The sequence below is a fragment of the Clostridium lamae genome (genome assembly GCF_033043255.1).
In the GTDB taxonomy this organism is placed as follows: domain Bacteria; phylum Bacillota; class Clostridia; order Clostridiales; family Clostridiaceae; genus Clostridium; species Clostridium lamae.
In genome coordinates, this window is the sequence record NZ_JASCQJ010000009.1 from 30,359 (window position 1) to 53,958 (window position 23,600).

Here is a 23,600-nt window from a genome sequence, read left to right on the forward strand (position 1 = left end):
GAATATTATTAACTTTCTATAGGTATGATTTTAGGGACAAAATTTAAACGTGGACCAAATTTAATATTAGAATTCAATAACTCTGAAGCAATTATTTATATTGCATCAGAGTTATTTTTTATAAAATTTATTCTCTAAAGGGAATATGAAGTAAATCTATAAAAAACATAGAAAAATAAAGTAATTAGAGAATAATTTAATTACAAAGCTTTAATTAGTAATGATAATCATTTTCAATAAATATATTATTATGATATTATTTCAATATAATTTAATTTATAAGAGGAGGAAAACGATGGCTAGAAAAAGAAATCCAAGATTTAAAGAAAGTAGAAGACTTGGATTAAATGTCTCAGGACACCCTAAGGCTATGGACAGAGCTTTTAGGGGAACAAGTAGAGCAGATAAGAAATTATCTGAGTATGGAATAAGACTATTAGAAAAGCAAAGATTAAGAGCATATTATGGAGTTCTTGAAAAACAATTTAGAAAATATGTTGAAGAAGCTTTCAAAGTAAAAGATGGAACTACAGGGGAGGCGTTATTAATTAGATTAGAATCTAGATTAGATAATCTTGTTTATAGAATGGGTTTTGCTAGTTCTATAAGAGCAGCAAGGCAGATGGTAAATCATGGCCATATATTAGTAAATGGACAAAAAATTGATATACCATCTTATAAAGTTGAACCAGGTTCTGAGATTTCTTTAAAAGAAAAAGCTCGAAAATCAGCTAATTACATTGAGTATATAAGTAACCATACAAACATTTTACCTTATATTGACTGTAACTTAGAAGAGTTTACAGCTGTATATAAAAGATATCCATTAAGAACAGAAATACCTATACAAATAAATGAAAATTTAATAGTTGAGTTCTATTCAAGATAACTTTTTCTAGTATAACAATTTATATCTTCTTTAAATTAAAGTATATTTTGCCAATACTATATAGTGCAGTATATAGTATAAATCCGCTTTCATAATATAAAGGTCCTTGCAGAAATAATTTCTGAAAGGGCCTTAATTTATATCATTTATTAATTTTACCTTTATTCTTTAGAATATTTAGAAGTCGAAGCATAGTATAATTTGGAATTTATTAATAAAGGATGAGAATATGAAAATAATTAATAAAGTTATATCTGCATTTAGAGGAGATGGAAGTTATATTGAAAGTGCTACTAAATTTATTAACACAAGTGGCTTTTCGAGCAATACTAAATATTTTATCTGGGTAGATTTAAAAAGTTTTAAGGTTAATATTTTTAATGGATCGAAGAATAAGTGGAATCTCCTTCACAGCTATCTATGTACAATAGGAAAAAAATCTACTCCTACTCCAAAGGGAACTTTTTCAGTAGGGATTAAGGGACTCTATTTTGGAGTGGAAAAGGGATATAAATGTTGGTATTATACGCAATTTAAAGGCAATTATTTATTTCATTCTATAATATATAATTTAGATGGGAGTGTAAGAGATGGTAGGCTTGGCATGGCTTTATCTGATGGTTGTGTAAGATTAGAAAAAACAAATGCTAAGTGGATATATGATAATATACCTGAAGGTACTAGGGTATATATTAGTTAAAATTTCTTATTAATCCAATTTCTTTTTTAAATGTTTACAAAAAGACATTGACACTTATACGTTGTAGTGATAATCTGAATTAGTAATTTATTAAGAAATTTTAGAGATTAACTATGAAATTGGAGACAAAAGATGATTAGAATTTTATCAGACTCTTCCACACTTTATTCAATAAGTGAAGGACAAGCAAATAAGGTAGATATATCACCATTAGTGGTAACTATCAATAACAAAACTTATATGGAATATGAAGAAATTAATTCAGAAGAATTTTTAAAATTAATTAATGATGGACATGTTCCTAAATCTTCACAGCCTCCTATAGGTCATGTTTTAGATTTGTATAGTAAGTATCCAGAAGATGAAATAATAAATATTTCAATGGCTGATGGGTTATCTGGAACATATAATTCTGCATGTATGGCAAGAAATATGGACAATAATCCAGATAGAATAGAGGTTATAAATTCTAAAACTTTATGTGGACCTCATAAATATTTAGTAGATTTAGCAGTTAGGTTAGTAGATAAAGGACATAGTAAAGAAGAAATAATAAAAGAGATAAATGACCTTATTGAAACATCAAAATCATTTTTAATACCTCATGATTTTGATTTTCTAGTAAGAGGAGGTAGAATATCATCATTAGTTGGTAAAATTGGAAGTGTAATTAAGCTAGTTCCAATTATGACTCTTTCTGAAGACAAAAAGTCTCTTGTTAAATTTTCTGCTAAGCGTTCATTTAAAAAGGCTATAAAGAAAGTTACAGAGAACTTACTTGAAGAAAATATAGATAGTGGCTATAAAATTTATATATCTCATGCTTCAAATTTAGAATTAGCATCAGAAGCAAATGAGATAATTTCTCAAGAAATAAAAGATGCTGATATAGAGATCAAAGAATTAGGACCTGTTTTTATTACGCAAGGTGGTCCAAGTTGTATAGCTATTCAAGTAATAAAGAAGCATGAAGAATTAAAGTAAGAATTACACACAGTATTTTATTAAAAAATAAAATACTGTGTTTTTTTATAAATAAAATTTATGTTATATATGCAAAATGTAAGAAATAAATAGATTTTTATTGAAAACCTTTTAAATCATACATTATATATATATAATTAAGTAAAACTTGTATTTGGAGGTATGATTGTGGGAATTAAATATATTGAGAAAAATAGAACTTTCAAATTAGATGCGAAAGATACATCATATATTATTGCTATAGTAGATGAGGAAAACTTTTTGGGACATGTATATTTTGGGAAAAAAGTATTAGATGAAGATTTGAACTATTTGATGAGAACAGAAGAGTCTCCATTTATCCCATCTAAAAATAATAGAGATAGAGTTGCTTTTTATGACAGCTTTCCTTTTGAATATTCAAATCATGGAATAGGAGATTTTAGAGAATCTGCAATTAAGGTTTTAGATAAAAATGGACATTCTTATATTAAGCTTGAATATAAATCTCATAACATATACAGGGGAAAGAAAGAATTAAAAGATCTACCTAGTACATTTGGGAATAATGATGATTGTACAAGTCTTGAAGTTATTTGTACAGATGAAAAATTAAACTTAGAAGTCACATTAATATATTCTGTCTTTGAAGAACTAGATGTAATTACTAGAGCTGTAAAAGTTAAAAATCTAGGTGAAGATAATATTACATTAGAAAAAGTACTTTCTACTTGTATAAATCTTGATGGAATCAATTATGATATGATTACATTAAATGGGGCATGGGCTAGAGAGAGACATATTGAAAGAAAACCAATAGGCTATGGCAAACAAGGTATATGTAGCATAAGAGGAGAGTCAAGTCATCAACATAATCCTTTTATAGCAATATTAGATAGAAAAGCTACTGATGATTATGGGGATGTATATGGATTTAACTTTGTTTATTCAGGAAATTTTATAGCTCAAGCAGAAGGAAATCAGTTTAATTCAACTAGAGTCGTAATGGGAATAAATCCAGAAGACTTTAGATGGATACTTAATAAAAACGATGAATTCATAGCACCTGAAGTAGTTATGGTATATTCTAATGAAGGAATAGGCAAGATGACAAGAACTTATCATGACCTATATAGAAATCACTTGATAAGAGGGAAATATAAGGACAAAAAGAGACCTATTTTAATTAATAATTGGGAAGCAACTTATTTTAATTTTAATACTGAAAAATTACTTGATATAGCAAAGGAAGCATCATCTTTAGGGATTGAGATGCTTGTTATGGACGATGGATGGTTTGGAAAACGTAATGCGGATAATTCATCTTTAGGTGATTGGTTTGTAAATGAAAATAAATTAAATGGTGGACTTAAATATTTAGTAGATGAAGTCAATAAACTTGGAATGGAGTTTGGAATATGGGTTGAGCCAGAAATGATATCAGAGAATTCAGAACTTTATAAAAAGCATCCAGATTGGTGTATTCAAATTCCAGGAAGAAAACCAGCACTTTGTAGAGAACAGTATGTACTAGACCTCTCTAGAAAAGAAATAGTAGATTATATATATAATAATATAAAATCAGTTTTATCTAGTGCAAATATAAAATATGTTAAATGGGATATGAATAGACAATTATCAGATTTAGGAAGTCTCTTATTAGATAAGGAGAAACAAGGAGAGTTATTCCATAGATATGTATTAGGAGTTTATAATATGATGGATAGATTCACTAAGGACTTTCCAGATATACTATTAGAAAATTGTTCTGGTGGTGGTGCAAGATTTGATCCAGGAATGTTATATTATAGTCCTCAAATATGGTGTTCAGATGATACAGATGCAATTGAAAGATTAAAGATACAAGAAGGAACTGCAATGGTTTATCCACTATCCACAATAGGAGCACATGTAAGTGATTGTCCAAATCATACTGTTGGTAGGACTACACCATTTGAAACTCGAGGTCATGTTGCTCTTGCAGGAACTTTTGGTTATGAATTAGATGTTACTAAAATTCCAAAAGAAGATAGAGAAATGATTCCGAGGCAAGTTGAAATGTATCATAAGTATAATGATTTAATTAGAAGAGGAGATTATTATAGATTAGAAAATTATTCTGAAAATCATGAAATTGATGCTTGGGAAGTAGTTTCTAAAAATAAAGATGAAGTATTAGTTACATGTATTCAAGTTCTAGGGAGACCAAACTATCACAGTAGAAGGATAAAATTAAAAGGACTAGATAGTAAAAAATTATATGAGAATAAGGAAACTGGTGAAGTATTATCAGGAACTGCTTTAATGAATGCAGGTATAAATTTAACAGGTCTTTATGGCGATTTCAAAGGAAAGTTAATATATTTCAAACAAAAATAAAAAAGAATAGTCTAACATTAATTATTTATAATGTTAGACTATTTTTCAGTTTCTTCTATGATATTTTCGCGATTTAGGAATATCTCATAGAAGGCTTCTAGCCTTAGTAAATTTGCAAATACACTTAACAAATAAGCTGATTCAAGTTTTTTATAAGATTGTATAAAATTATTTTCATTTAAATATTGATTTCTTAGTTCTCTGGCATAAACTCTTCTAATAGATACTACCCATAGGAGCACGTAGCCTATAACTATTATTAATTGACCAAATACAGTTACCTCTGCAGAAGTAATGTCTACCTCGTTATTAGTAATTATGTCATAAATGTCAATTTGAGCACCATAGTAAATTATTAAATAACCAAGTGCATTTAGAGTAGCGGCTAAAGATTCAAGTCTTTCAGTTTCAAAATCTAATTGTCTGATATACTCTTCAATAAATTCATTAAATTCTTCATTGTCCAAGGTAGTATAATACTCCTTAAAATATTCCAAACTATTATATGAAAAAAAATGTATTATTGTTAAAATTAACATTATAGATTCACTATTTTTGAGTGAAATTTAAATCGAGAAAGTTCATATTAATATATTAAAATAACATTTTATTGAAGGAGGACTATTATATGAAGAAACCAATTATAGCAGTTACTGCATTATTTGATGATGAAAAAGATAGTATATGGATGTTGCCTGCATATTTAAATTCTATTATAGAAGCAGGGGGAATACCTATAATGTTGCCATTAGTAGATAATAAGGAAGATATAAAAGCTTTAGCAAATAAATTTGATGGATTTTTATTAACAGGTGGACAAGATATAAATCCTAAAATATATAATGAAAGTAAAGCAAATCATTGTGGTATCATTAGCGATATTAGAGATACTATGGAAGGTATTTTACTTGAAGAAGTTTTAAGTTTAAACAAGCCTATTTTAGCAATTTGTAGAGGCTTTCAATTATTAAACTCTCATTTAGGTGGAAAGTTGTATCAAGATATAAGCATAGAAAAAAACAATGGAAATGGAAGTATCCATAGGCAAGAAAAGCCTTATGATAAACCAGTTCATAAAGTGAAGGTGAAAGAAGACTCCTTATTGTTTGAAATTGTAAATAAAAGTGAGATAAATGTTAATAGTCTCCATCATCAGGCTATAAAAGAGTTGTCATCAAAAGTAGAAGAAGCAGGTATTACTGAAGATGGGCTTATAGAAAGCATTTATTTAAAAAATAAAAAATTCGTGTTGGGGGTTCAATGGCATCCAGAATTATTATATAAGGATTTTGAAGAACAATTTTTAATTTTTAAGGCTTTTATAAATAGTTGTATTAAATAAAAGTATTTTAAAGCTAAATATAGCGAATAATTATAGAAAAGGAGCTGCCTAGGTAGCTCCTTAATTAAAAATGTAGAATTATTGATGTAATTCGAAAGGAATTACTAAAAAGATATATATTTTTATGTTTAGTGATAAAATTAAAAGATAAAAATTCGTAAGAAAAAGTTCAAGTATTATGATAAATTATTATAGGAGGTAGATATATGAATAAGGAGGAAAAATGGAAAGCAGTCATACAATATGATTCAAGATATGATGGAAAGTTTTTTTATGGAGTGAAAACTACAAGAATATTTTGCCATCCATCCTGTAAATCTAAAAATCCAAATAGACAAAATGTAGAGTTCTTTTCTACAACTGAAAGTGCAATTGAAAATGGATTTAGACCTTGTAAAAGATGTCGACCTGATTTAGTAGAATATAACCCTATTACTAATATTGCAAATAGTATGAAGGAAATTTATGATAAATATTATTTTGATGAAGAGTTAATTCAGATTAAGATAGATGAACTTCATATAGCAAAGAGTCATCTAATAAGAGTTTTTAATAAGACTTTTGGGCAAACACCTAAGTCATACATTTCTAAAGTTAGAATTGAGAAGTCAAAAGAGCTTTTGAAGACTAGTAATAAATCAATCACTGAAATTTCTTACGATTGTGGATATAAGAGTTTATCAACTTTTTATGATAATTTTAAGAAATTTGAAGGGATGAGTCCTATGAGTTACCGTATAAAATAATTAATAAGCTATTAGTTAATAGCTTGGGAAGGAATTATATGAAAAGTATTTTTTATTATAAAACTATAATTGGTGAAATTGGAATTGCCGATAACGGAAAAGGTATTACTAATATTTATATAAAAGATAAAGGGAAAATTGAAAATGATATAGAAATAAGAGAAACTAAATTAATTAAAGATGCAATAACTCAACTAAATGAATATTTTTCAGGAGTAAGAGTAGAATTTGATCTTGCATTAGATCCAGGAGGAACAGAATTTCAAAATAAAGTATGGAATGAGCTTTCTAAAATACCTTATGGAGAAACGAGAGCATATAAGGAAATAGCGGACAATATTGGTAATTCAAAAGCAGCCAGAGCTGTTGGTATGGCTAACAATAAAAATCCAATACCAATAATTGTACCATGTCATAGAGTTATAGGTAAAAATAATAGTTTAGTTGGATATGCTGGTGGTTTAGAAATGAAATTAAAGCTACTGCAAATAGAAGGTAATACTTCTTTATTAAATCTTATAAAATAAGGGGCATATACATTGGATATTAATGAAAATATAATTTTAGATATTAGGCAAGAACTTTTAAGTTTATGTGATGAAAATTATAGAGAATTTTCTTCTAAACTTTTACCAGGTGTTAATAACATTCTTGGAGTTAGACTTCCTGCACTTAGAAAAATTGCTAAAAGTATTGCTAAGAGTGATTGGAGGAGTTACTTAAATAATTCAAAGGATGAGTATTTTGAGGAAGTAATGCTAGACGGTATGGTAATTGGTTATATTAATGATATTGATATAGATGAAATTTTGAATCTTATCAGAAATTATGTGCCAAAGATTAATAATTGGTCTGTTTGTGATAGCTTTTGTAATGGTCTAAAAATCACAGCGAAAAATAAAGAGAAAATGTGGAGCTTTTTAGAAGGATATCTTTCATCTAATTATGAATATGAGGTAAGATTTGCTGTAGTAATGTTATTAAACTTTTATGTTGATGAAGATTATGTTAAATTAGTCTTAAGTAAGTTAGATAATATAAAGAATGAAGGTTATTATGTTAAAATGGCAGTTGCTTGGGCAATTTCCATTTGTTATGTTAGATTTAGTGAAATAACATTGAATTATCTAAAGGAAAATAATTTAGATGACTTTACATATAATAAATCATTACAAAAAATTTGTGAATCTTTAAAGGTTTCTAAAGAAGAAAAAGAGATTATTAAGAAGATGAAGAGAAAATTGAAATAGAGAATTATTGTTGAGAATTTATAGTTATTTATGAATATTGGAGGGACATATATGGATTTATCGAAGTTTATTGAAAATAAAGGTCTCACTGAAATTGAAATAAAGGTTTTGAATTATATAGTAGATAATATAGAAGATGTAAATAAATTAGGGGTTAGAGGAATTGCTAAAAATAATTATACTTCAACATCTACAATAATGAGGCTTTCTAAAAAACTTGGTTATTCGGGTTTCTTAGAAATGCAGTACAACTTAGCAGCTTTAAAGAAAAATGAACTAGGTGATGATTTAAACGAAAGAGACTTCCTTGATAGTTTAGATATGGATAACCTTTTAAAGGAAAATACTAGTGATGTTATTAATAGGTTTGTTGATACTTTATTTAATGATGATAATAAATTTATTTTTATATATGCGAATGGTTTTTCTGGAATTGTAGCAGAATATATTAATAAGAAGCTTTTAGTTATGGGGAAAAGAAGTATATTATCAAATGGTACAGATTCAATAGGTGTATTTGAGAATAACTTAGACTATATAAGTTCAATTATAGTTATTTCAAAATCAGGAGAAACTCCAATGGTTTTAAATAAGGTGAAAACAGCAAAGGACTATGGTATTAATGTAATATCATTTACAAATGAAAGAGAAAATAGCATAAGTAAACTTGCAGATATAAGTTTCAAGATAGATGATGCAAATAAGTTAGATGACAGAAATCTAATGCCGAATACTTTTTTTCCTAAGGTGTTAGTTTTAGTTGAATTATTAATATACGAATATTATAAACGAAAGAATAGTAATTCTAAGTAACGTGTTATCTAATTGGGTAACACGTTTTTTTGAAGATGAAATCTATATACAGAGATGGGGATACTAATTATAATGAAAAATGTAAATGGTTTCTCAAGAAATTATAAATGGAGGTAGAAAAATGAAAGAAAAGATAATGAATAAGCTACAAGACTTTTCTAAAGGAATGTTTGTACCAGTTTTAATACTACCTATAGCAGGTATAATAATAGCAATAGGTAATATTTTGACTAATGCAAGGTTAGCAGAATACTTGCCATTTTTAAAGAATGATATTGTATATGGGCTTGGAAAAATGTTATCAGGATCTTTGGTTTCAATATTAACTAACTTAGGTATTATATTTTGTGTAGGTTTAGCAGTGGGACTTGCTAAAAAGAAAAAAGCTGAAGCGGGATTCACTTCATTATTAGTATTTTTAGTATTTATAAACGCAATGAATATATTTTTAACTCTTAATGAAAAATTAGCACCAGCAGATGCATTAAGAGGAAGCGGACAAACAACTGTATTAGGTGTGCAAATACTAGATATGGGAGTTTTCTTAGGCATTATATTAGGAATAGTTGTTGCATATATCCATAATAAATTCTGTGAAAAAGAATTTGATGGAGCATTTCAAATATATGGTGGGTCAAGATTAGTATTTATCATATTAATTCCAGTAACAGTTGGTTTAGCAATATTATTTAGCTATATATGGCCACCAGTTCAAAATGGCATTAATAGCTTAGGTGAATTTATCCAAGGATCAGGAAATTTTGGTATATTCACATACGGAGCATTAGAAAGATTATTAATTCCTACAGGATTGCATCATTTAGTTTATACTCCATTCTTATATAGTTCATTAGGTGGAGTTGCTGAAATTGGAGGACAAGTTTTTGAAGGAGCTAGAAACATATACTTTGCAGAAATGGCTGACCCAACTATAGCTAAACTTTCAGCATCAGTAATTTGGGATGCTAGAGGTCTTTCAAAGATGTTTGGTTTAATAGGTGCATGTTTAGCTATGTATCATACAGCATTACCAAAGAATAAAACTAAGATAAAAGCTATTTTGATTCCAGCAGCTGTTACATCAATTTTAGCAGGGGTTACAGAACCAATAGAATTTTCATTTATGTTTGTAGCACCTGTACTATTTGTAATACACAGTGTATTAAGTGGGTTAGGTATGGTTGTATTGAATATATTAGGAGTTACAGCAATAGGTCCAAATGGATTAATAGACTTCTTATTATATAATCTTCCACTTGGAATAGAAAAAACAGGCTGGCCAATGTATATATTAGTTGGTTTAGGACAATTCGTAGTATATTATGTAATCTTTAGATTTGTAATAAGTAAGTTTAAATTAAAAACTCCAGGAAGAGAAGAAGATGGAGATACAAAACTTTATACAAAGAGTGATTATAAAGAAAAAACTGCAGCTAAGGGTAATTCAACTACTGGCATTGAAAGCAAGGACATGGGTAATGTAGGATTAGCCCCTATAATAGTAGAAGGCCTTGGTGGAGCAGATAATATAGTAAAGGTTGATAATTGTTTTACAAGATTAAGACTGATAGTAAAAGATTCATCACTAGTTAATGAAGCTTTATTAAAGAATGAAACTGCAGCTAGTGGAGTTGTAATAAAAGGTGAAAATGTTCAAGTAGTTTATGGATTAAAAGTTACGGGCGTAAGAAAAAGTGTAGATGAATATCTTGGAATAGAAGCAAATTAAGAGATTTTTAAGTATAGGAGTGATTAAAATTAGTCACTCCTATTTGTGCTAAGATTTTTAATTTAATAGTTTAAATTTTAGTATATAAAATAACTAGATATTCGAAATTTATAATGTGGAATACAGAATGGAGGTAAAGATGAAAGTACAAGTTGCTATCGATAGAGTAGAGTTAGATAAGGCTATAGAGTTAGTTGGAATATTTAATGGAATAGCAGATATAATTGAAATTGGAACATCTTTAATTAAAGACTATGGTCTTTTAAATTTAAAGAAGCTGACTTTAAAAGCAACTAAATCATTAATATTAGGAGATATAAAGACAAATGATGAGGGAGCTTATGAGTTTACTATGGGATATAATCAAGGATTCGATATTTTAACTGTTATGGGGAATTCTTCTTTAGAGACAATAGAAAAGTGCTATGATGTAGCTAAAGAGAAAAATAAAAAGATGATGATTGATTTACTTGAATGTTCAGAGGAAAAAGTAAAAGAGATATCAAAATTTGATGAAGCAATTTATTGCTTACACACATCTGTAGATAAAAGTAGAACTAATGATATTATAAAAGAACTTAGAGATTTTAAAATTAAGTTCCCTAATATAAAAAATATTGCTATTGCTGGAGGAATAAATTTAGATATAATTAAAAATTTAAAAAATGAAAATATCGATATAGCAGTTATAGGATCTTTAATAACAACATCACAAGAGCCAAGTAAGACTTTAAATAAAATAATGGAGGAACTATTATGAATTTAATAGATGAAATATTAAAAGAAGTGAATAATGTAGTACTTAATGTTAATGAAAAAGAAATAGGGGAGATAGTAGAGACTCTTAATAAAAATAATTCTATCTTTGTTGATGGAGAAGGAAGAAGTGGCTTTCAAGCAAAAGGTTTTGCTATGAGATTAATGCATATAGGATATAAATCATATGTTATGGGGGAAACTATTACCCCTGCATTAAAAAAGGATGATATTTTTATAGCTATATCAGGTTCTGGAACTACAAAGAATACTTTAAGCAATGCAAGTTCAGCAAAGAATTTAGGATTAAAAATTATTGCAGTTACAAATAAGAGAAATTCTCCTCTAGGGGAAATTGCAGATATTATTTTAGAAGTACCAGGAAAGATTAAGTCTGATGGTGAAGGAGGGTCAATACAATTATTAAGTTCTTTATTTGATCAAGCTGTTCATATAGTACTAGATTGTGTATGCCTTTTAATAAGTAAGAGAGAGAATTTATCTAATAGTGAAGCATTAAATAATCATGTTAATATAGAGTAGTAAGAATTGAAATATATAATAGAATACTACAATATCTAGTTACATGTGTTGTTATGTTTTTTAGCGATATTTATAGAAATTCATTAAAAAATCGTAAGAAATTAGAGGATTTAAAGGAACGTGTTACAACCTAGGGTAACAGGTTTCTTTGGCTACCGAAACTGTTTACCATTACATATTGCTGGTCTATAATGTGCTTGTGAGATGAATTAAAACTTAATTTAAATAAAGCAAATTATAATATTAGTATAGTACGAAAGGTGGCTAATTTATGGATACAAATAAAAAGTTTTCTGTAGTAATAGCAGGAGGTGGAAGTACATTTACACCAGGTATCGTAATGATGCTTTTAGATAATGTAGATCGTTTCCCTTTACGTAAATTAAAATTATACGATAATGATAAAGAACGACAAGAAGTAATTGGTGAAGCACTTGAAATATTATTAAAGGAAAGTGCACCTGAAATAGAATTTTCATATACAACAGATCCAGAAGAAGCGTTCACAGATGTTGATTTCTGTATGGCACACATAAGAGTTGGTAAATATGAAATGCGTGAAAAGGATGAAAAGATTCCTCTAAAATATGGAGTTGTTGGACAAGAAACATGTGGACCAGGTGGATTAGCATATGGAATGCGTTCAATTGGTGGAATGATAGAATTAATAGATTTAATGGAAAAATATTCTCCAAATTGTTGGATGCTTAATTATTCAAATCCTGCAGCTATAGTTGCTGAAGCATGCCGTGTATTAAAACCAAAATCAAAAGTGTTAAATATATGTGATATGCCAGTTGGAACATTACGTCGTATGTCTCAAATAGTTGGATTAACACCAGCAGATTTAGAAGTTAACTATTTCGGATTGAATCATTTTGGATGGTGGACTAGTGTTAGAGATAAACAAGGAAATGATTTAATGCCAAAATTAATAGAATATGTTTCAGAAAATGGTTATTTAAATCAAGTTGAAGTAGATACTCAACACACAGAGCCAAGTTGGCAAGAAACTCATAAGAAGGCGAAGGATTTAATAGCCTTAGATCCTAAATTCTTACCAAACACTTATTTAAAATACTACCTATATCCAGATTATGTTGTAGAACACTCTAATGCAGAATTTACTAGAGCAAACGAAGTAATGAATGGAAGAGAAAAGAATGTATTTGATGCAGCAAGAGAAATAATAAAGGCAGGAACAGCAAAGGGTGGAGAATTCCATATAGATGCTCATGCATCATTTATTGTTGACTTAGCAAGAGCAATTGCATACAACACACATGAAAGAATGTTATGTATAGTGGAAAATAAAGGTGCAATTGAAAACTTTGATCCAACAGCAATGGTTGAAGTACCATGTATAGTAGGAAGTAATGGACCAGAAGCTTTGGTTCAAGGAAGTATTCCAAGATTTGAAAAGGGTCTTATGGAACAACAAGTTGCAGTAGAAAAATTAGTTGTTGAGGCTTGGATTGAAGGAAGTTACCAAAAGCTATGGCAAGCACTTACTTTATCTAAGACAGTACCAAGTGCAAAGGTAGCAAAAGAAATCTTAGATGATTTAATAGAAGCTAATAAAGGATACTGGCCAGAATTAAAATAAGAAGGTATAAAAAGAACAGTCATAGGCTCGGAATATGGATTATCCATCTTCCGAGCTATGTTTAAGTAATAGAGTGTTAAGTAAGGAGAATAATAATGATTAGTCAAGATATTAGAAAAATTGCTCCAGAAATGGATCCACTTCGTAGAGGAATGGGATATACTTCAGAAGATTTATCTAAACCACAAATAATAGTTGAAAGCACTTTTGGAGATAGCCATCCTGGAAGTATTCACTTACTTAAGTTTGCGAACAATGCAGCTAAAGGAGTATCAGATAAAGGGGGAAGAGCATCTAGATTCTTTGCAACAGATATATGTGATGGAATGGCACAAGGGCATGATGGAATAAACTATTCATTAGCATCTAGAGATACGATAGCATCACTTATAGAAATTCACGCTAATGCAACACCTTTTGATGGGGGAGTTTTTATAACTAGTTGTGATAAAGGTGTACCTGCGCATTTAATGGCTATAGGAAGAATAAATATACCTGCAATTGTTGTAACTGGTGGTGTAATGAAAGCAGGTCCAAACCTTTTAACATTAGAACAAATAGGAACGTACAGTGCTATGCAAAGACGTGGAGAAATTACTGAAGATGAATTAACATATTATAAAAATAATGCATGTCCATCAGCTGGTTCATGTTCCTTTATGGGAACTGCTGCAACTATGCAAATAATGGCTGAAGCATTGGGATTAATGTTGCCAGGAAGTGCAGTTATGCCTGCAACATGTGATGATTTAGAGAATATAGCTATAGAAGCAGGTAAACAAATAGTTGAATTAGCTAGAAAAAATTTAAAAGCAAGAGATATAGTAACATTAAAATCTTTCGAAAATGCAATTATAATTCATGCGGCTATTTCTGGATCAACTAATTCTCTTCTTCATATTCCAGCTATTGCACATGAATTTGGAGTAGATATAGATGCAGAAAGCTTTGATAGAATACACAGATATGCACCATATTTATTAAATATACGTCCAACAGGCAAATGGCCAGCAGAGTATTTCTATTATGCAGGTGGAGTTCCAGCAGTAATGGAAGAGGTTAAAGATTTATTACATTTAGACGTAATGACAGTTACAGGAAAAACTTTAGGTGAAAACTTAGAAGATTTAAAGAAAAATGGATTTTATGATAAATGTAATGAATATCTAAAAGGAACTGGATTAAGGAAAGAAGATATTATTAAGCCATATAATAATCCAATAGGCAAAAATGGGGCTATAGCAATATTAAAAGGCAATATAGCACCAGAAGGAGCTGTTGTTAAACATTCTGCTGTACCAAAAGAAATGCATAAGGCTATTTTAAGTGCAAGACCATTTGATAGTGAAGAAGATGCAATTGAAGCAGTATTATCTAAAAAGATTAAACCAGGTGATGCTGTATTTATTAGGTATGAAGGCCCAAAGGGAAGTGGAATGCCAGAAATGTTCTATACAACAGAAGCAATTTCATCAGATAACGAATTATCTGCAAGCATAGCTTTAATTACTGATGGAAGATTTTCAGGTGCATCAAGGGGGCCAGCTATAGGACATGTATCACCAGAAGCAGCAGTAGGTGGACCAATAGCTTTAATTGAAGAAAATGATTTAATAGAAATAGATATAGAAAAAAGAATATTACAAATAGTAGGTATTAATGGAGAAAGAATGAATCTAGATGAGATAGATAGAATACTTTCTAAACGTAAAGAGTTATGGAAGCCTAGAGCAAATAAATATGAATCTGGAATATTAAAGATATTCTCAGAAAAAGCAGTTTCACCAATGAAGGGTGGATATATGGAATAATTAATAATGAGTAGTTAATAAGTAACAAGGTTTTGATATAAAAATTAGAGTATATAGAAAAGTGGAAAGTCAAGTAAACTATGGCGTGGGTAAAATAGTAAGGTAATGATGATTTCATTTTAAGCTATTATAAAATAAATATGAGAGATAAGTGAAAGGGCTGTAGTACTAAAGAAATAGTGGCACAGTCCTTTTTACTTCTTAATAAAGATAATATTTCTTAAGAAATTACAGATATTCATCTGAAAAAGTGTTAAGATATTCTATAATACTAACTAATAAATTTTATGTTTAGGAGAAGAAGATGGAATTAAGAAAAGCAACAGAAAATGATTTAAAAAACATAATGAAAATTATTGATGAAGCAAAGAAGTTTCTTAAAAATAATAATGTTGATCAATGGCAAAATGGGTATCCAAATGAGGATGTTATTTTAAAAGATATTAAAAGTAATAGTAGCTATGTTTTAGAGGATAGTAATGAAATAATAGGAACGGTTGCATTATCTTTTGATGGGGAAGAAACTTACAACAGTATTTATGAAGGGGAATGGCTTTCAAATGGAAAATATGCTGTTACTCATAGAATAGCTGTTCTTAATAATAGTGATAGAAAGGGAATTGGAACAGAAATAATTAAAAAGTCTGAAGAAATTTGCTTATCACAAGGTATAAATAATATTAGGATTGACACACATGAAGATAATTTAGTAATGCAGAATTTATTAAAAAAGAATGGATTTAAGTACTGTGGTGTTATTTATTTAATAGATGGAAGTAAAAGAATTGCTTTTGAGAAAGAAATCTAAAATAGAACAAGTTTAAAACCCCTAAGGGGTTTTTTATTTATGGTAAATATTGTGGATTTTTCTGCCAAAATGTGATAAAATATTGTGATAATTTGAATGCATAATTCAAAAAGATGCAATAATACTATTATAGAGTTATTTCATTTTTATTTATATTTAAATAATTTAAGAAAGGAAGTGAATAATTGCAATGAAATTAATATTAAAGTATTTAAAGAATTATAAGGCACTTCTTGTACTAAATATTATATCTGTTTTTGGATTTGCATTGGTGGAATTAGGAATACCAACTATAATGGCAAAGGTTATAGATACAGGAATTATTAATAGTGACGTTAATTATATTAAAAGAATGGGATTTATAATAGGAGTTATTTCAATAATAGGAGTTCTTGGAACTATACTACTCGGATATTGTTCATCTAGGATATCAACAGGTATTACTAGAGATATGAGAAATGATATTTTTAAAAAAGCTCAGGAATTTTCTCATACAGAATATAATAAGTTTGGAGTATCTTCGATGATAACAAGAACTACAAATGATGCTTTTGTACTATTGCAATTTACTAATACCCTTTTAAGGACAGCTTTACTTACACCAGTAATGTTTACAGTAAGTTTAGTGATGATACTAAGAACTAGTCCATCATTATCTATTGTATTAGCAGCAGTAATACCTCTTATAATTTTGGGAGTAATAATAATAGCAAAAACTTCAGAACCTTTATCAGAAACATTACAAAAGAGGTTAGATAAGTTAAATAGAATATCTAGAGAAAACTTAACAGGTATAAGAGTAATTAGAGCTTTTGGAAATGATAAGTATGAAGGGAAAAGATTTGATGAAACAAATGAGCTTTATGCAAATGTATCAAAAAAGTTAAACAAGCTTATGGCAATCTCTCAGCCTATGTTTTTCTTTTTGCTTAATATAGCTATTATAGTAATATTTTGGGTATCAAGTAAAATGATAAATGTAGGAACACTTCAAGTTGGTCAATTAGTTGCATTTATTGAATATCTCTTCCATGCGATGTTTTCAATAATGCTATTTTCAATGGTATTTGTAATGTATCCTAGAGCTCAAGTTTCAGCTAACAGAATAATGGAGCTTCTTAATGAGGAACCAATAATAAAGAGTCCAGAGAATGGAGTTAAAGAAACTGAAATTAAAGGAATAATTGAATTTAATAATGTATCATTTATTTATCCAAATGGAGAAGAGGCTGTTCTTAAAGATATTTCATTTAAAGCTCAAAAAGGTGAAACTATCGCATTTATTGGAAGTACAGGTAGTGGGAAAAGTACATTAATAAATTTAATACCAAGATTTTATGATGTTACAAAAGGTAGTATAAAAATAGATGGTGTAGATGTAAGAGATTACGATTTAAAATCATTACGTAAAAAGATAGGATTTATTCCTCAAAAGACACTTCTATTTACAGGAAGTATAGCGAGTAATATAAGATTTGGCAAGAAAAATGCAGAGACTGGAGAAGTAGAGTATTCAGCTAAGGTAGCTCAAGCTTATGATTTTATTTCTCGAAAACCAAAAAGGTTTGAAGAGCAGATTAGTGAGGGTGGATCAAATGTATCTGGAGGACAAAAACAAAGATTATCAATTGCTAGAGCAATAGTTAGAAAACCAGAAATATATATATTTGATGATAGCTTTTCAGCACTTGATTTTAAAACAGATGCTATTTTAAGAAAAAGACTTAAATCTGAGACGAAAGATTCAATTGTGTTAATTGTTGCTCAAAGAATAGGTTCTATTATGGATGCTGATAAGATTATAGTGTTAAATGAAGGGCAGGTAGTTGGAATTGGTACACATAAAGAACTTCTGAAGAATTGTGAAATATATCATGAAATAGCAGCATCACAACTTACAGAGGAGGAGTTAGCATAATGAATAATTTTAAATCAGTATCAAGAAAAATTTCTCCTTTTGTTAATAAATATAAGTGGTCTTTCATTGGAGCAATATTTTTTATAATTTCAGCAGCAGTTTTTACTGCAATTGCACCAAGAACTGAAGGATTGATAATTACACGATTAACTGAAGATTTTGCAGCAATTATAAAAGGTGTTTCAGGAGCTTCTGTTAACTTTAACTATATAATTAAAGTATTAGCTTTATTATTTTTCGTATATTTAGGTGGCACAGGTTCAACTTTTATAGCAAGTTTCTTAGTAACTAATGCTATTCAAAATACTATGAGGGATATTAGAAATTCAGTTCAAAGAAAGATAAGTAAGCTTCCTATAAGATATTTTGATAGTAATAGCTATGGAGATGTGTTAAGTAGAATTACTAATGATGTAGATGCAATATCAAATGCATTACAACAGAGCTTTGTTCAAGTTATAAATGCTATTTTATCATTAAGCTTAGCACTTATAATGATGTATTCAATTAATGTAAAGCTTGCACTTTTAGCAACTTTAATAATTCCTTTAAGCTTAATAATAACTAAGATAATAGTTAATAAATCACAAAAGTTATTTGATAAGCAACAAGCAGCTTTAGGAAAGCTTAATGGAAGAGTACAAGAATTATATACAGGGTTTAATGAAATAAAACTTTATGGTAAGGAAAATGATGCCTTACGTGATTTTATGGAAGCAAATCAAGAATTACGAGAAATGGGATTTAGGGCTCAATTTATATCAAGTATAATGTCGCCTTTAATAGGGCTCGTTACTTATTTAGGGATAGCTGTTGTGGGTGTTACAGGAGCAATAATATCTATTGCAGGAGGAATTTCTGTAGGTAATTTACAAGCTTTTATACGTTATATATGGCAAATAAACCAACCTCTATCCCAGGTAACTCAATTATCATCTGCAATACAATCAGCATTTTCAGCAGCACATAGGGTATTTGAATTTTTAGATGAAGAAGAAGAAATAAAAGATATAGAAAATACTATAAAGCTTAAAAATCCTAAGGGGAATGTAAGTTTTGAACATGTGAAATTTGGATATGGTGATGATAAGATACTTATAGAAGATTTAAGTGCAGAAGTAAAAAGTGGTCAGATGGTTGCAATAGTTGGACCAACAGGCGCTGGAAAAACTACGCTTATTAATTTATTAATGAGATTTTATGAAATTGAAAGTGGTTCTATTAAGATTGATGGCGTAGATATAAGAGATATGAAGCGTGAAGATTTACGTTCTATATTTGGAATGGTACTCCAAGATACTTGGCTATTCAATGGAACTATATACGATAATATTGAATATGGTAGATTTGGAGCGAGTAAGGAAGAAATAATAGAAGCTGCTAAAATTGCAAATGTACATCATTTTATAAAAACTCTACCTGATGGGTATAATATGTTCTTAAATGAAGAAGCATCTAATATATCACAAGGGGAAAAGCAACTTTTAACTATAGCTAGAGCAATACTTAAGGACCCAGCTATATTAATTTTAGATGAAGCGACTAGCTCAGTAGATACAAGGCTAGAGTTATTACTACAAAAAGCTATGAGAAATATAATGAAGGGGAGAACTAGCTTTGTTATAGCTCACAGACTTTCAACTATAAGAAGTGCAGACTTGATATTAGTAATAAATGACGGAAATATAATAGAGCAAGGAACTCATGAAGAATTAATGAAGAAAGCGGGTTTTTACGAAAATCTTTATAATAGTCAATTTGCTGATAATGAAGAAGTAATTTAAATATTTTTAATAGTACCTCACTGATAAAAAGAGCATAGCCTATAATATAGCTATGTCTTAAAGGTGGGGTATTTTTGTCGAAGAAAAAATATAGAAAAAAAAGAGGAAGAGGAGCAGAAGATTTTTTTGGAGGTGAAAGAGTGGAAATATATGGAGATTCGATCGAAAAAAAGAGAAAAAGTGAGCCTGGTAAGGAGAAAAATGAAGCGGAAGATACTACTGAAACACCCACTAGAGAAGAGCTTTTTGAAGATTTAGGTATTATAAACTTAAGTATAGATCTAGTAACTATAGCAGTTATTGCTACAATTTTAAATCTATATCATGTGTATAGTTTAAAGGCACAAACTTTAGATGATTTATTCGATACAAATTGTAAAGAAAACTTTATAGATACAACTAACTTTCCTAAGTTAACTAATACTTTGTTTTTATTCACAACAGGAACATTTTTAGTTTTAAATTATACCCTATTACAAAAAAACAATAATGAACATAGAAATGATCCCAATAATAAAGAAGTAGTATCAAGTTATAAATCATTTTTAGCTAGCTTATTTACTTTCTTAGCAGTAATAATTAGCCGAGATAATTTAGAACTTTAAAGATTCTATCATACAATATAAAATGAATAATGAAAAATATAAAATTAAAGTAGAAACTCCTAGAGGAGTTTCTAAAATAAATATATCTTTTATTATTTACTCAAAATTACTTCATTAAGTTATGGAGTAAACTGTTAATTTTGCTGTGATATGATCGTATTTGATGTCATAAGCAAAAATAGATAGCTGCACGTTCTTACTATAATTTTTTAAATTGTTTTGTAATATATCCACCTTTAAATTGAGTAGGTTCATAAGAAACAATAAAAGAATTTTTTTCAATTGATTGAATTAAAGAAATAACTTCAGTTTCTCTACTTCTATGAGAAACTATTTCAAGCTTATATCTTATTTCTTTATTAATTCCTTCTCCTTCATAGACAGTAACACCAAATTTCAATTCTCTTAGTTTATTAACTAGTTCTTCATTATATTTTGTTAAATTCACATGGATTGACCTATATCCAATTGCTAGTTTCTCTTCAATTCTTCCTCCTAAATAAATTCCTATTGAGTAACCAAGAATGTAGGCTCCTATATTTAAAAAATTCTTTAAATCAGAGAAAACAATACCTAAGCTAACTATGTAAATAATAGCCTCTAAAAAAGCTACCATTGACGCTTGAACTTTTTTTCCTTTAACAACAAAGGTAGTTCTTAATGTTAGAAGCGGAACGTATACTAGCTGCAAAATGAATATGGATAATGCATTTATCAAAATAACCCCTCCTTTTTTATTTATTATAGTCTAACTAGTTTGAATTTTCATATAAGTAAATTTAAACTATAGACAGTAAAGTATAGAATTTAGGATAATAAGATAGATAATCCTCAATTTAAATGAGGCTGTCATTAAGACAGCCTCATGTTTTAAGAATTAATCCAATCAACAACGCCAGGAGTTAATGATGCTACATCATCTTTAGCTACTTTTGTTACAAAAAGTAAATCCCCAGCTTCTAAGAAAACTTTTATCTTTTCAGATATTTCATTAGCAGAAGAAGTGGTCTTAACTAAATAACTATCAGGCATAAAGTTAGCCCATGCTCCAAAAGATTTTATAGTTGCAACAATATCATAGTCATCACGATGATGGTGATGATGCTCATGATCATGATCATGTCCTTCGCATCCACAAGAATGACTATCTTCATTTAAATAAAATGTTATAGCATAAGTTTCCATATGTACCTCCTAAAAAAATATATTTTTAATTATTATAATATATTTTTAAAATAAAAGATATTGATATATTTTGTAAAACAATAATTACACGATATATATACATAATAAATATATGAAAATATAGTTACATGGTATAATATTAATCAAATAACATACTAAGGAGGGTACTATGAGTAAGTTAGAGGAAATATTAGATTTTAATAGAAAGTTTGTAGAAAATAAAGAGTATGAGGTATATAGAACATCAAAGGAACCTGATAAAAAAATTCTTATACTATCTTGCATGGATACAAGACTAACAGATCTATTACCTAGAGCTTTAAATACAAAAAATGGGGATGTAAAGATAGTTAAAAATGCTGGAGCATCAATTATGCATCAATTTGGTAGTGTAGTTAGAAGCATTATAGTAGCAGTATATGAGTTTAATGTTGATGAGATATTTGTTATTGGGCATCATGGATGTGGAATGTGTAATTTAGATACAAAAGATTTACTTAATAAAATTATAGATAGAGGAATATCTATTGATACTATTGAAACACTTGAAAATGGGGGGATTGATATTAATAAATGGCTTCATGGCTTTGATTCAGTAGAGAAGTCCATTGAAGACAGTGTAAATTTAATTAAGAAACATCCGTTAATTCCAAAAGATATATTTGTACATGGATTAGTTATTGATCCAGAAACAGGGGAATTAGATTTGGTAGTTAATGGATATAGCAATAAGTAATAGCTAAGAAGTAATAGGTAAGAGTGAATAGGTAAGTGTTTTCTTTAACTATTCACTATTCATTCTTACTTCTTACTTATTATTTTTAACTCAAGTATTTTTTTATAAATTTTTCAATTGTTGCCCAATATAAATCTGGATTTACCTTTGAGGCCTTGGCATGTCCTGCACCTTCTATTGTTAATTTCTCTTTTTCGCAGTTAGCGGCATTATAAAGCTCATCCATCATGCGATATGGAACAAAATTATCTTCATCTCCATGGATAAATAATATAGGAGTTTTAGATTTTGCAACTTGCTTAACTACTGAGGCTTCTCTTAAGCTATATCCAGCTTTAAATTTTGAAACTACAGAAGAAGCATTCATTATAGGAAAATCAGGTAATGAATATAAAGCCTTAAGCTGGTGTGAAAATTGCGCCCATACAGAAGTATATCCACAGTCAGCAATAACAACTTTTACATTTGGAGGAAGACTCTCTCCTGATGTCATAGATACCGTTGCTGCTCCCATAGAAATTCCATGAAGGATTATCTTTGAATTAACATTATCATTAATTATTACATCAATCCATTTAAGAATATCTAATCTATCATCCCATCCCATGCCTATATAACTACCTTCACTTTTCCCATGAGCCCTTAAATCAGGAATTAATATATTATACCCCATATCATAAAAGTTCTTAGCATAATTGCCCATATCACTACCTTTACCAGTATAACCATGTACTGTTATTACCCAGTTATCAGTAGGAATTTCATTTAAAATTTTATAGCCATGAAGTTTTAGTTTATCAAAGGATTCAATATAAACATCAGAGTAATTTGATTTTTCTAAAAGCCAGTTTAAAGCTTCATGAACTATTTCGCCACTAGTAGATTTAGCATCTTCAGGTGAACCAAATATTGCTTCTTTTGATGTATTTGGGTTAAGAGCAAGATTGTAAAAATAGTTTCCTATAATACTTAAAGCACTAACGGATAGTGTGCCTAGTGCTCCTACAGAAAATAATATCGCCTTTTTTTTATTCATA

General features: G+C 28.9%; 23 protein-coding genes. 19 read left to right on the top strand and 4 right to left on the bottom strand.

The window, feature by feature from the left end:
- The first annotated feature begins 295 nt into the window (after positions 1-295).
- The 4 genes from rpsD to QK892_RS06635 all read left to right on the top strand — a co-directional run bounded on the left by rpsD (position 296) and on the right by QK892_RS06635 (position 4,931).
- A complete protein-coding gene (gene rpsD, locus QK892_RS06620; RefSeq protein ID WP_317272748.1) occupies positions 296-889 on the top strand; it encodes a 30S ribosomal protein S4 in 594 nt (197 codons plus the stop codon).
- Positions 890-1,118: 229 nt separating this feature from the next.
- A complete protein-coding gene (locus QK892_RS06625; protein WP_317272749.1) occupies positions 1,119-1,589 on the top strand; it encodes a L,D-transpeptidase in 471 nt (156 codons plus the stop codon).
- A 132-nt stretch (positions 1,590-1,721) separates the two neighbouring features.
- Positions 1,722-2,573: a DegV family protein gene (locus tag QK892_RS06630; protein ID WP_317272750.1), complete on the top strand. Its 852-nt coding sequence runs from the start codon at positions 1,722-1,724 to the stop codon at positions 2,571-2,573.
- Between the two features lie 168 nt (positions 2,574-2,741).
- On the top strand, positions 2,742-4,931 hold the full coding sequence (locus QK892_RS06635) for an alpha-galactosidase (protein ID WP_317272751.1): 2,190 nt from the start codon (positions 2,742-2,744) through the stop codon (positions 4,929-4,931).
- A gap of 38 nt (positions 4,932-4,969) precedes the next feature.
- Here the strand turns inward: QK892_RS06635 and QK892_RS06640 are convergent, their stop codons facing one another.
- Positions 4,970-5,398, bottom strand: coding sequence for a hypothetical protein (locus QK892_RS06640; RefSeq protein ID WP_317272752.1), 429 nt, complete (start codon positions 5,396-5,398; stop codon positions 4,970-4,972).
- Between the two features lie 161 nt (positions 5,399-5,559).
- Between QK892_RS06640 and QK892_RS06645 the strand changes: the two genes are divergently transcribed.
- The 14 genes from QK892_RS06645 to QK892_RS06710 all read left to right on the top strand — a co-directional run bounded on the left by QK892_RS06645 (position 5,560) and on the right by QK892_RS06710 (position 20,642).
- Entirely contained in the window at positions 5,560-6,273 is a 714-nt protein-coding gene (locus QK892_RS06645; RefSeq protein ID WP_317272753.1) for a gamma-glutamyl-gamma-aminobutyrate hydrolase family protein, read from the top strand.
- A 206-nt stretch (positions 6,274-6,479) separates the two neighbouring features.
- Complete coding sequence (locus QK892_RS06650) at positions 6,480-7,019, top strand: bifunctional transcriptional activator/DNA repair enzyme AdaA (RefSeq protein WP_317272754.1); 540 nt, start codon at positions 6,480-6,482, stop codon at positions 7,017-7,019.
- A gap of 38 nt (positions 7,020-7,057) precedes the next feature.
- Entirely contained in the window at positions 7,058-7,546 is a 489-nt protein-coding gene (locus tag QK892_RS06655) for a methylated-DNA--[protein]-cysteine S-methyltransferase (protein WP_317272755.1), read from the top strand.
- A 12-nt stretch (positions 7,547-7,558) separates the two neighbouring features.
- On the top strand, positions 7,559-8,269 hold the full coding sequence (locus QK892_RS06660; RefSeq protein ID WP_394855008.1) for a DNA alkylation repair protein: 711 nt from the start codon (positions 7,559-7,561) through the stop codon (positions 8,267-8,269).
- A gap of 51 nt (positions 8,270-8,320) precedes the next feature.
- On the top strand, positions 8,321-9,082 hold the full coding sequence (locus QK892_RS06665) for a MurR/RpiR family transcriptional regulator (RefSeq protein ID WP_317272756.1): 762 nt from the start codon (positions 8,321-8,323) through the stop codon (positions 9,080-9,082).
- 121 nt (positions 9,083-9,203) lie between these two features.
- Positions 9,204-10,811 carry a PTS transporter subunit EIIC gene (locus QK892_RS06670; protein ID WP_317272757.1) on the top strand — a complete coding sequence of 536 codons (1,608 nt, stop codon included), beginning with the start codon at positions 9,204-9,206 and terminating at the stop codon, positions 10,809-10,811.
- Between the two features lie 139 nt (positions 10,812-10,950).
- Entirely contained in the window at positions 10,951-11,571 is a 621-nt protein-coding gene (locus tag QK892_RS06675; RefSeq protein WP_317272758.1) for an orotidine 5'-phosphate decarboxylase / HUMPS family protein, read from the top strand.
- Positions 11,568-12,110 carry a 6-phospho-3-hexuloisomerase gene (hxlB, locus tag QK892_RS06680; protein ID WP_317272759.1) on the top strand — a complete coding sequence of 181 codons (543 nt, stop codon included), beginning with the start codon at positions 11,568-11,570 and terminating at the stop codon, positions 12,108-12,110. Before QK892_RS06675 ends, hxlB begins: the two co-directional genes overlap by 4 nt.
- A 271-nt stretch (positions 12,111-12,381) precedes the next feature.
- On the top strand, positions 12,382-13,716 hold the full coding sequence (locus QK892_RS06685; protein WP_317272760.1) for a 6-phospho-alpha-glucosidase: 1,335 nt from the start codon (positions 12,382-12,384) through the stop codon (positions 13,714-13,716).
- A gap of 95 nt (positions 13,717-13,811) precedes the next feature.
- Positions 13,812-15,527 carry a dihydroxy-acid dehydratase gene (gene ilvD, locus QK892_RS06690; RefSeq protein WP_317272761.1) on the top strand — a complete coding sequence of 572 codons (1,716 nt, stop codon included), beginning with the start codon at positions 13,812-13,814 and terminating at the stop codon, positions 15,525-15,527.
- A 304-nt stretch (positions 15,528-15,831) separates the two neighbouring features.
- Positions 15,832-16,335, top strand: coding sequence for a GNAT family N-acetyltransferase (locus QK892_RS06695; RefSeq protein ID WP_317272762.1), 504 nt, complete (start codon positions 15,832-15,834; stop codon positions 16,333-16,335).
- Positions 16,336-16,525: 190 nt separating this feature from the next.
- Positions 16,526-18,253: an ABC transporter ATP-binding protein gene (locus QK892_RS06700; protein ID WP_317272763.1), complete on the top strand. Its 1,728-nt coding sequence runs from the start codon at positions 16,526-16,528 to the stop codon at positions 18,251-18,253.
- Complete coding sequence (locus tag QK892_RS06705) at positions 18,253-20,037, top strand: ABC transporter ATP-binding protein (protein WP_317272764.1); 1,785 nt, start codon at positions 18,253-18,255, stop codon at positions 20,035-20,037. Before QK892_RS06700 ends, QK892_RS06705 begins: the two co-directional genes overlap by 1 nt.
- Before the next feature lie 74 nt (positions 20,038-20,111).
- Entirely contained in the window at positions 20,112-20,642 is a 531-nt protein-coding gene (locus QK892_RS06710; protein ID WP_317272765.1) for a hypothetical protein, read from the top strand.
- Positions 20,643-20,841: 199 nt separating this feature from the next.
- Here the strand turns inward: QK892_RS06710 and QK892_RS06715 are convergent, their stop codons facing one another.
- Positions 20,842-21,360 (bottom strand): DUF2179 domain-containing protein, encoded by a 519-nt coding sequence (locus tag QK892_RS06715; protein ID WP_317272766.1) that lies wholly within the window; start codon positions 21,358-21,360, stop codon positions 20,842-20,844.
- Positions 21,361-21,512: 152 nt separating this feature from the next.
- Entirely contained in the window at positions 21,513-21,827 is a 315-nt protein-coding gene (locus QK892_RS06720; RefSeq protein ID WP_317272767.1) for a hypothetical protein, read from the bottom strand.
- A 169-nt stretch (positions 21,828-21,996) separates the two neighbouring features.
- Here QK892_RS06720 and QK892_RS06725 point away from each other — a divergent pair, with 169 nt between their 5' ends.
- Positions 21,997-22,563: a beta-class carbonic anhydrase gene (locus QK892_RS06725; protein WP_317272768.1), complete on the top strand. Its 567-nt coding sequence runs from the start codon at positions 21,997-21,999 to the stop codon at positions 22,561-22,563.
- Between the two features lie 85 nt (positions 22,564-22,648).
- Here QK892_RS06725 and QK892_RS06730 read toward each other — a convergent pair whose 3' ends face one another.
- Positions 22,649-23,599 carry an alpha/beta hydrolase gene (locus tag QK892_RS06730; RefSeq protein WP_317272769.1) on the bottom strand — a complete coding sequence of 317 codons (951 nt, stop codon included), beginning with the start codon at positions 23,597-23,599 and terminating at the stop codon, positions 22,649-22,651.
- Between the last annotated feature and the right edge of the window lies 1 nt (position 23,600).

Coding starts and splice junctions, on each gene's coding strand:
- rpsD (WP_317272748.1), top strand. CDS start 296: ATGGCTAGAAAAAGAAATCCAAGATTTAAAGAAAGTAGAAGACTTGGA.
- QK892_RS06625 (WP_317272749.1), top strand. CDS start 1,119: ATGAAAATAATTAATAAAGTTATATCTGCATTTAGAGGAGATGGAAGT.
- QK892_RS06630 (WP_317272750.1), top strand. CDS start 1,722: ATGATTAGAATTTTATCAGACTCTTCCACACTTTATTCAATAAGTGAA.
- QK892_RS06645 (WP_317272753.1), top strand. CDS start 5,560: ATGAAGAAACCAATTATAGCAGTTACTGCATTATTTGATGATGAAAAA.
- QK892_RS06650 (WP_317272754.1), top strand. CDS start 6,480: ATGAATAAGGAGGAAAAATGGAAAGCAGTCATACAATATGATTCAAGA.
- QK892_RS06655 (WP_317272755.1), top strand. CDS start 7,058: ATGAAAAGTATTTTTTATTATAAAACTATAATTGGTGAAATTGGAATT.
- QK892_RS06665 (WP_317272756.1), top strand. CDS start 8,321: ATGGATTTATCGAAGTTTATTGAAAATAAAGGTCTCACTGAAATTGAA.
- QK892_RS06670 (WP_317272757.1), top strand. CDS start 9,204: ATGAAAGAAAAGATAATGAATAAGCTACAAGACTTTTCTAAAGGAATG.
- QK892_RS06675 (WP_317272758.1), top strand. CDS start 10,951: ATGAAAGTACAAGTTGCTATCGATAGAGTAGAGTTAGATAAGGCTATA.
- hxlB (WP_317272759.1), top strand. CDS start 11,568: ATGAATTTAATAGATGAAATATTAAAAGAAGTGAATAATGTAGTACTT.
- QK892_RS06685 (WP_317272760.1), top strand. CDS start 12,382: ATGGATACAAATAAAAAGTTTTCTGTAGTAATAGCAGGAGGTGGAAGT.
- ilvD (WP_317272761.1), top strand. CDS start 13,812: ATGATTAGTCAAGATATTAGAAAAATTGCTCCAGAAATGGATCCACTT.
- QK892_RS06695 (WP_317272762.1), top strand. CDS start 15,832: ATGGAATTAAGAAAAGCAACAGAAAATGATTTAAAAAACATAATGAAA.
- QK892_RS06700 (WP_317272763.1), top strand. CDS start 16,526: ATGAAATTAATATTAAAGTATTTAAAGAATTATAAGGCACTTCTTGTA.
- QK892_RS06705 (WP_317272764.1), top strand. CDS start 18,253: ATGAATAATTTTAAATCAGTATCAAGAAAAATTTCTCCTTTTGTTAAT.
- QK892_RS06720 (WP_317272767.1), bottom strand. CDS start 21,827: ATGGAAACTTATGCTATAACATTTTATTTAAATGAAGATAGTCATTCT.
- QK892_RS06725 (WP_317272768.1), top strand. CDS start 21,997: ATGAGTAAGTTAGAGGAAATATTAGATTTTAATAGAAAGTTTGTAGAA.
- QK892_RS06730 (WP_317272769.1), bottom strand. CDS start 23,599: ATGAATAAAAAAAAGGCGATATTATTTTCTGTAGGAGCACTAGGCACA.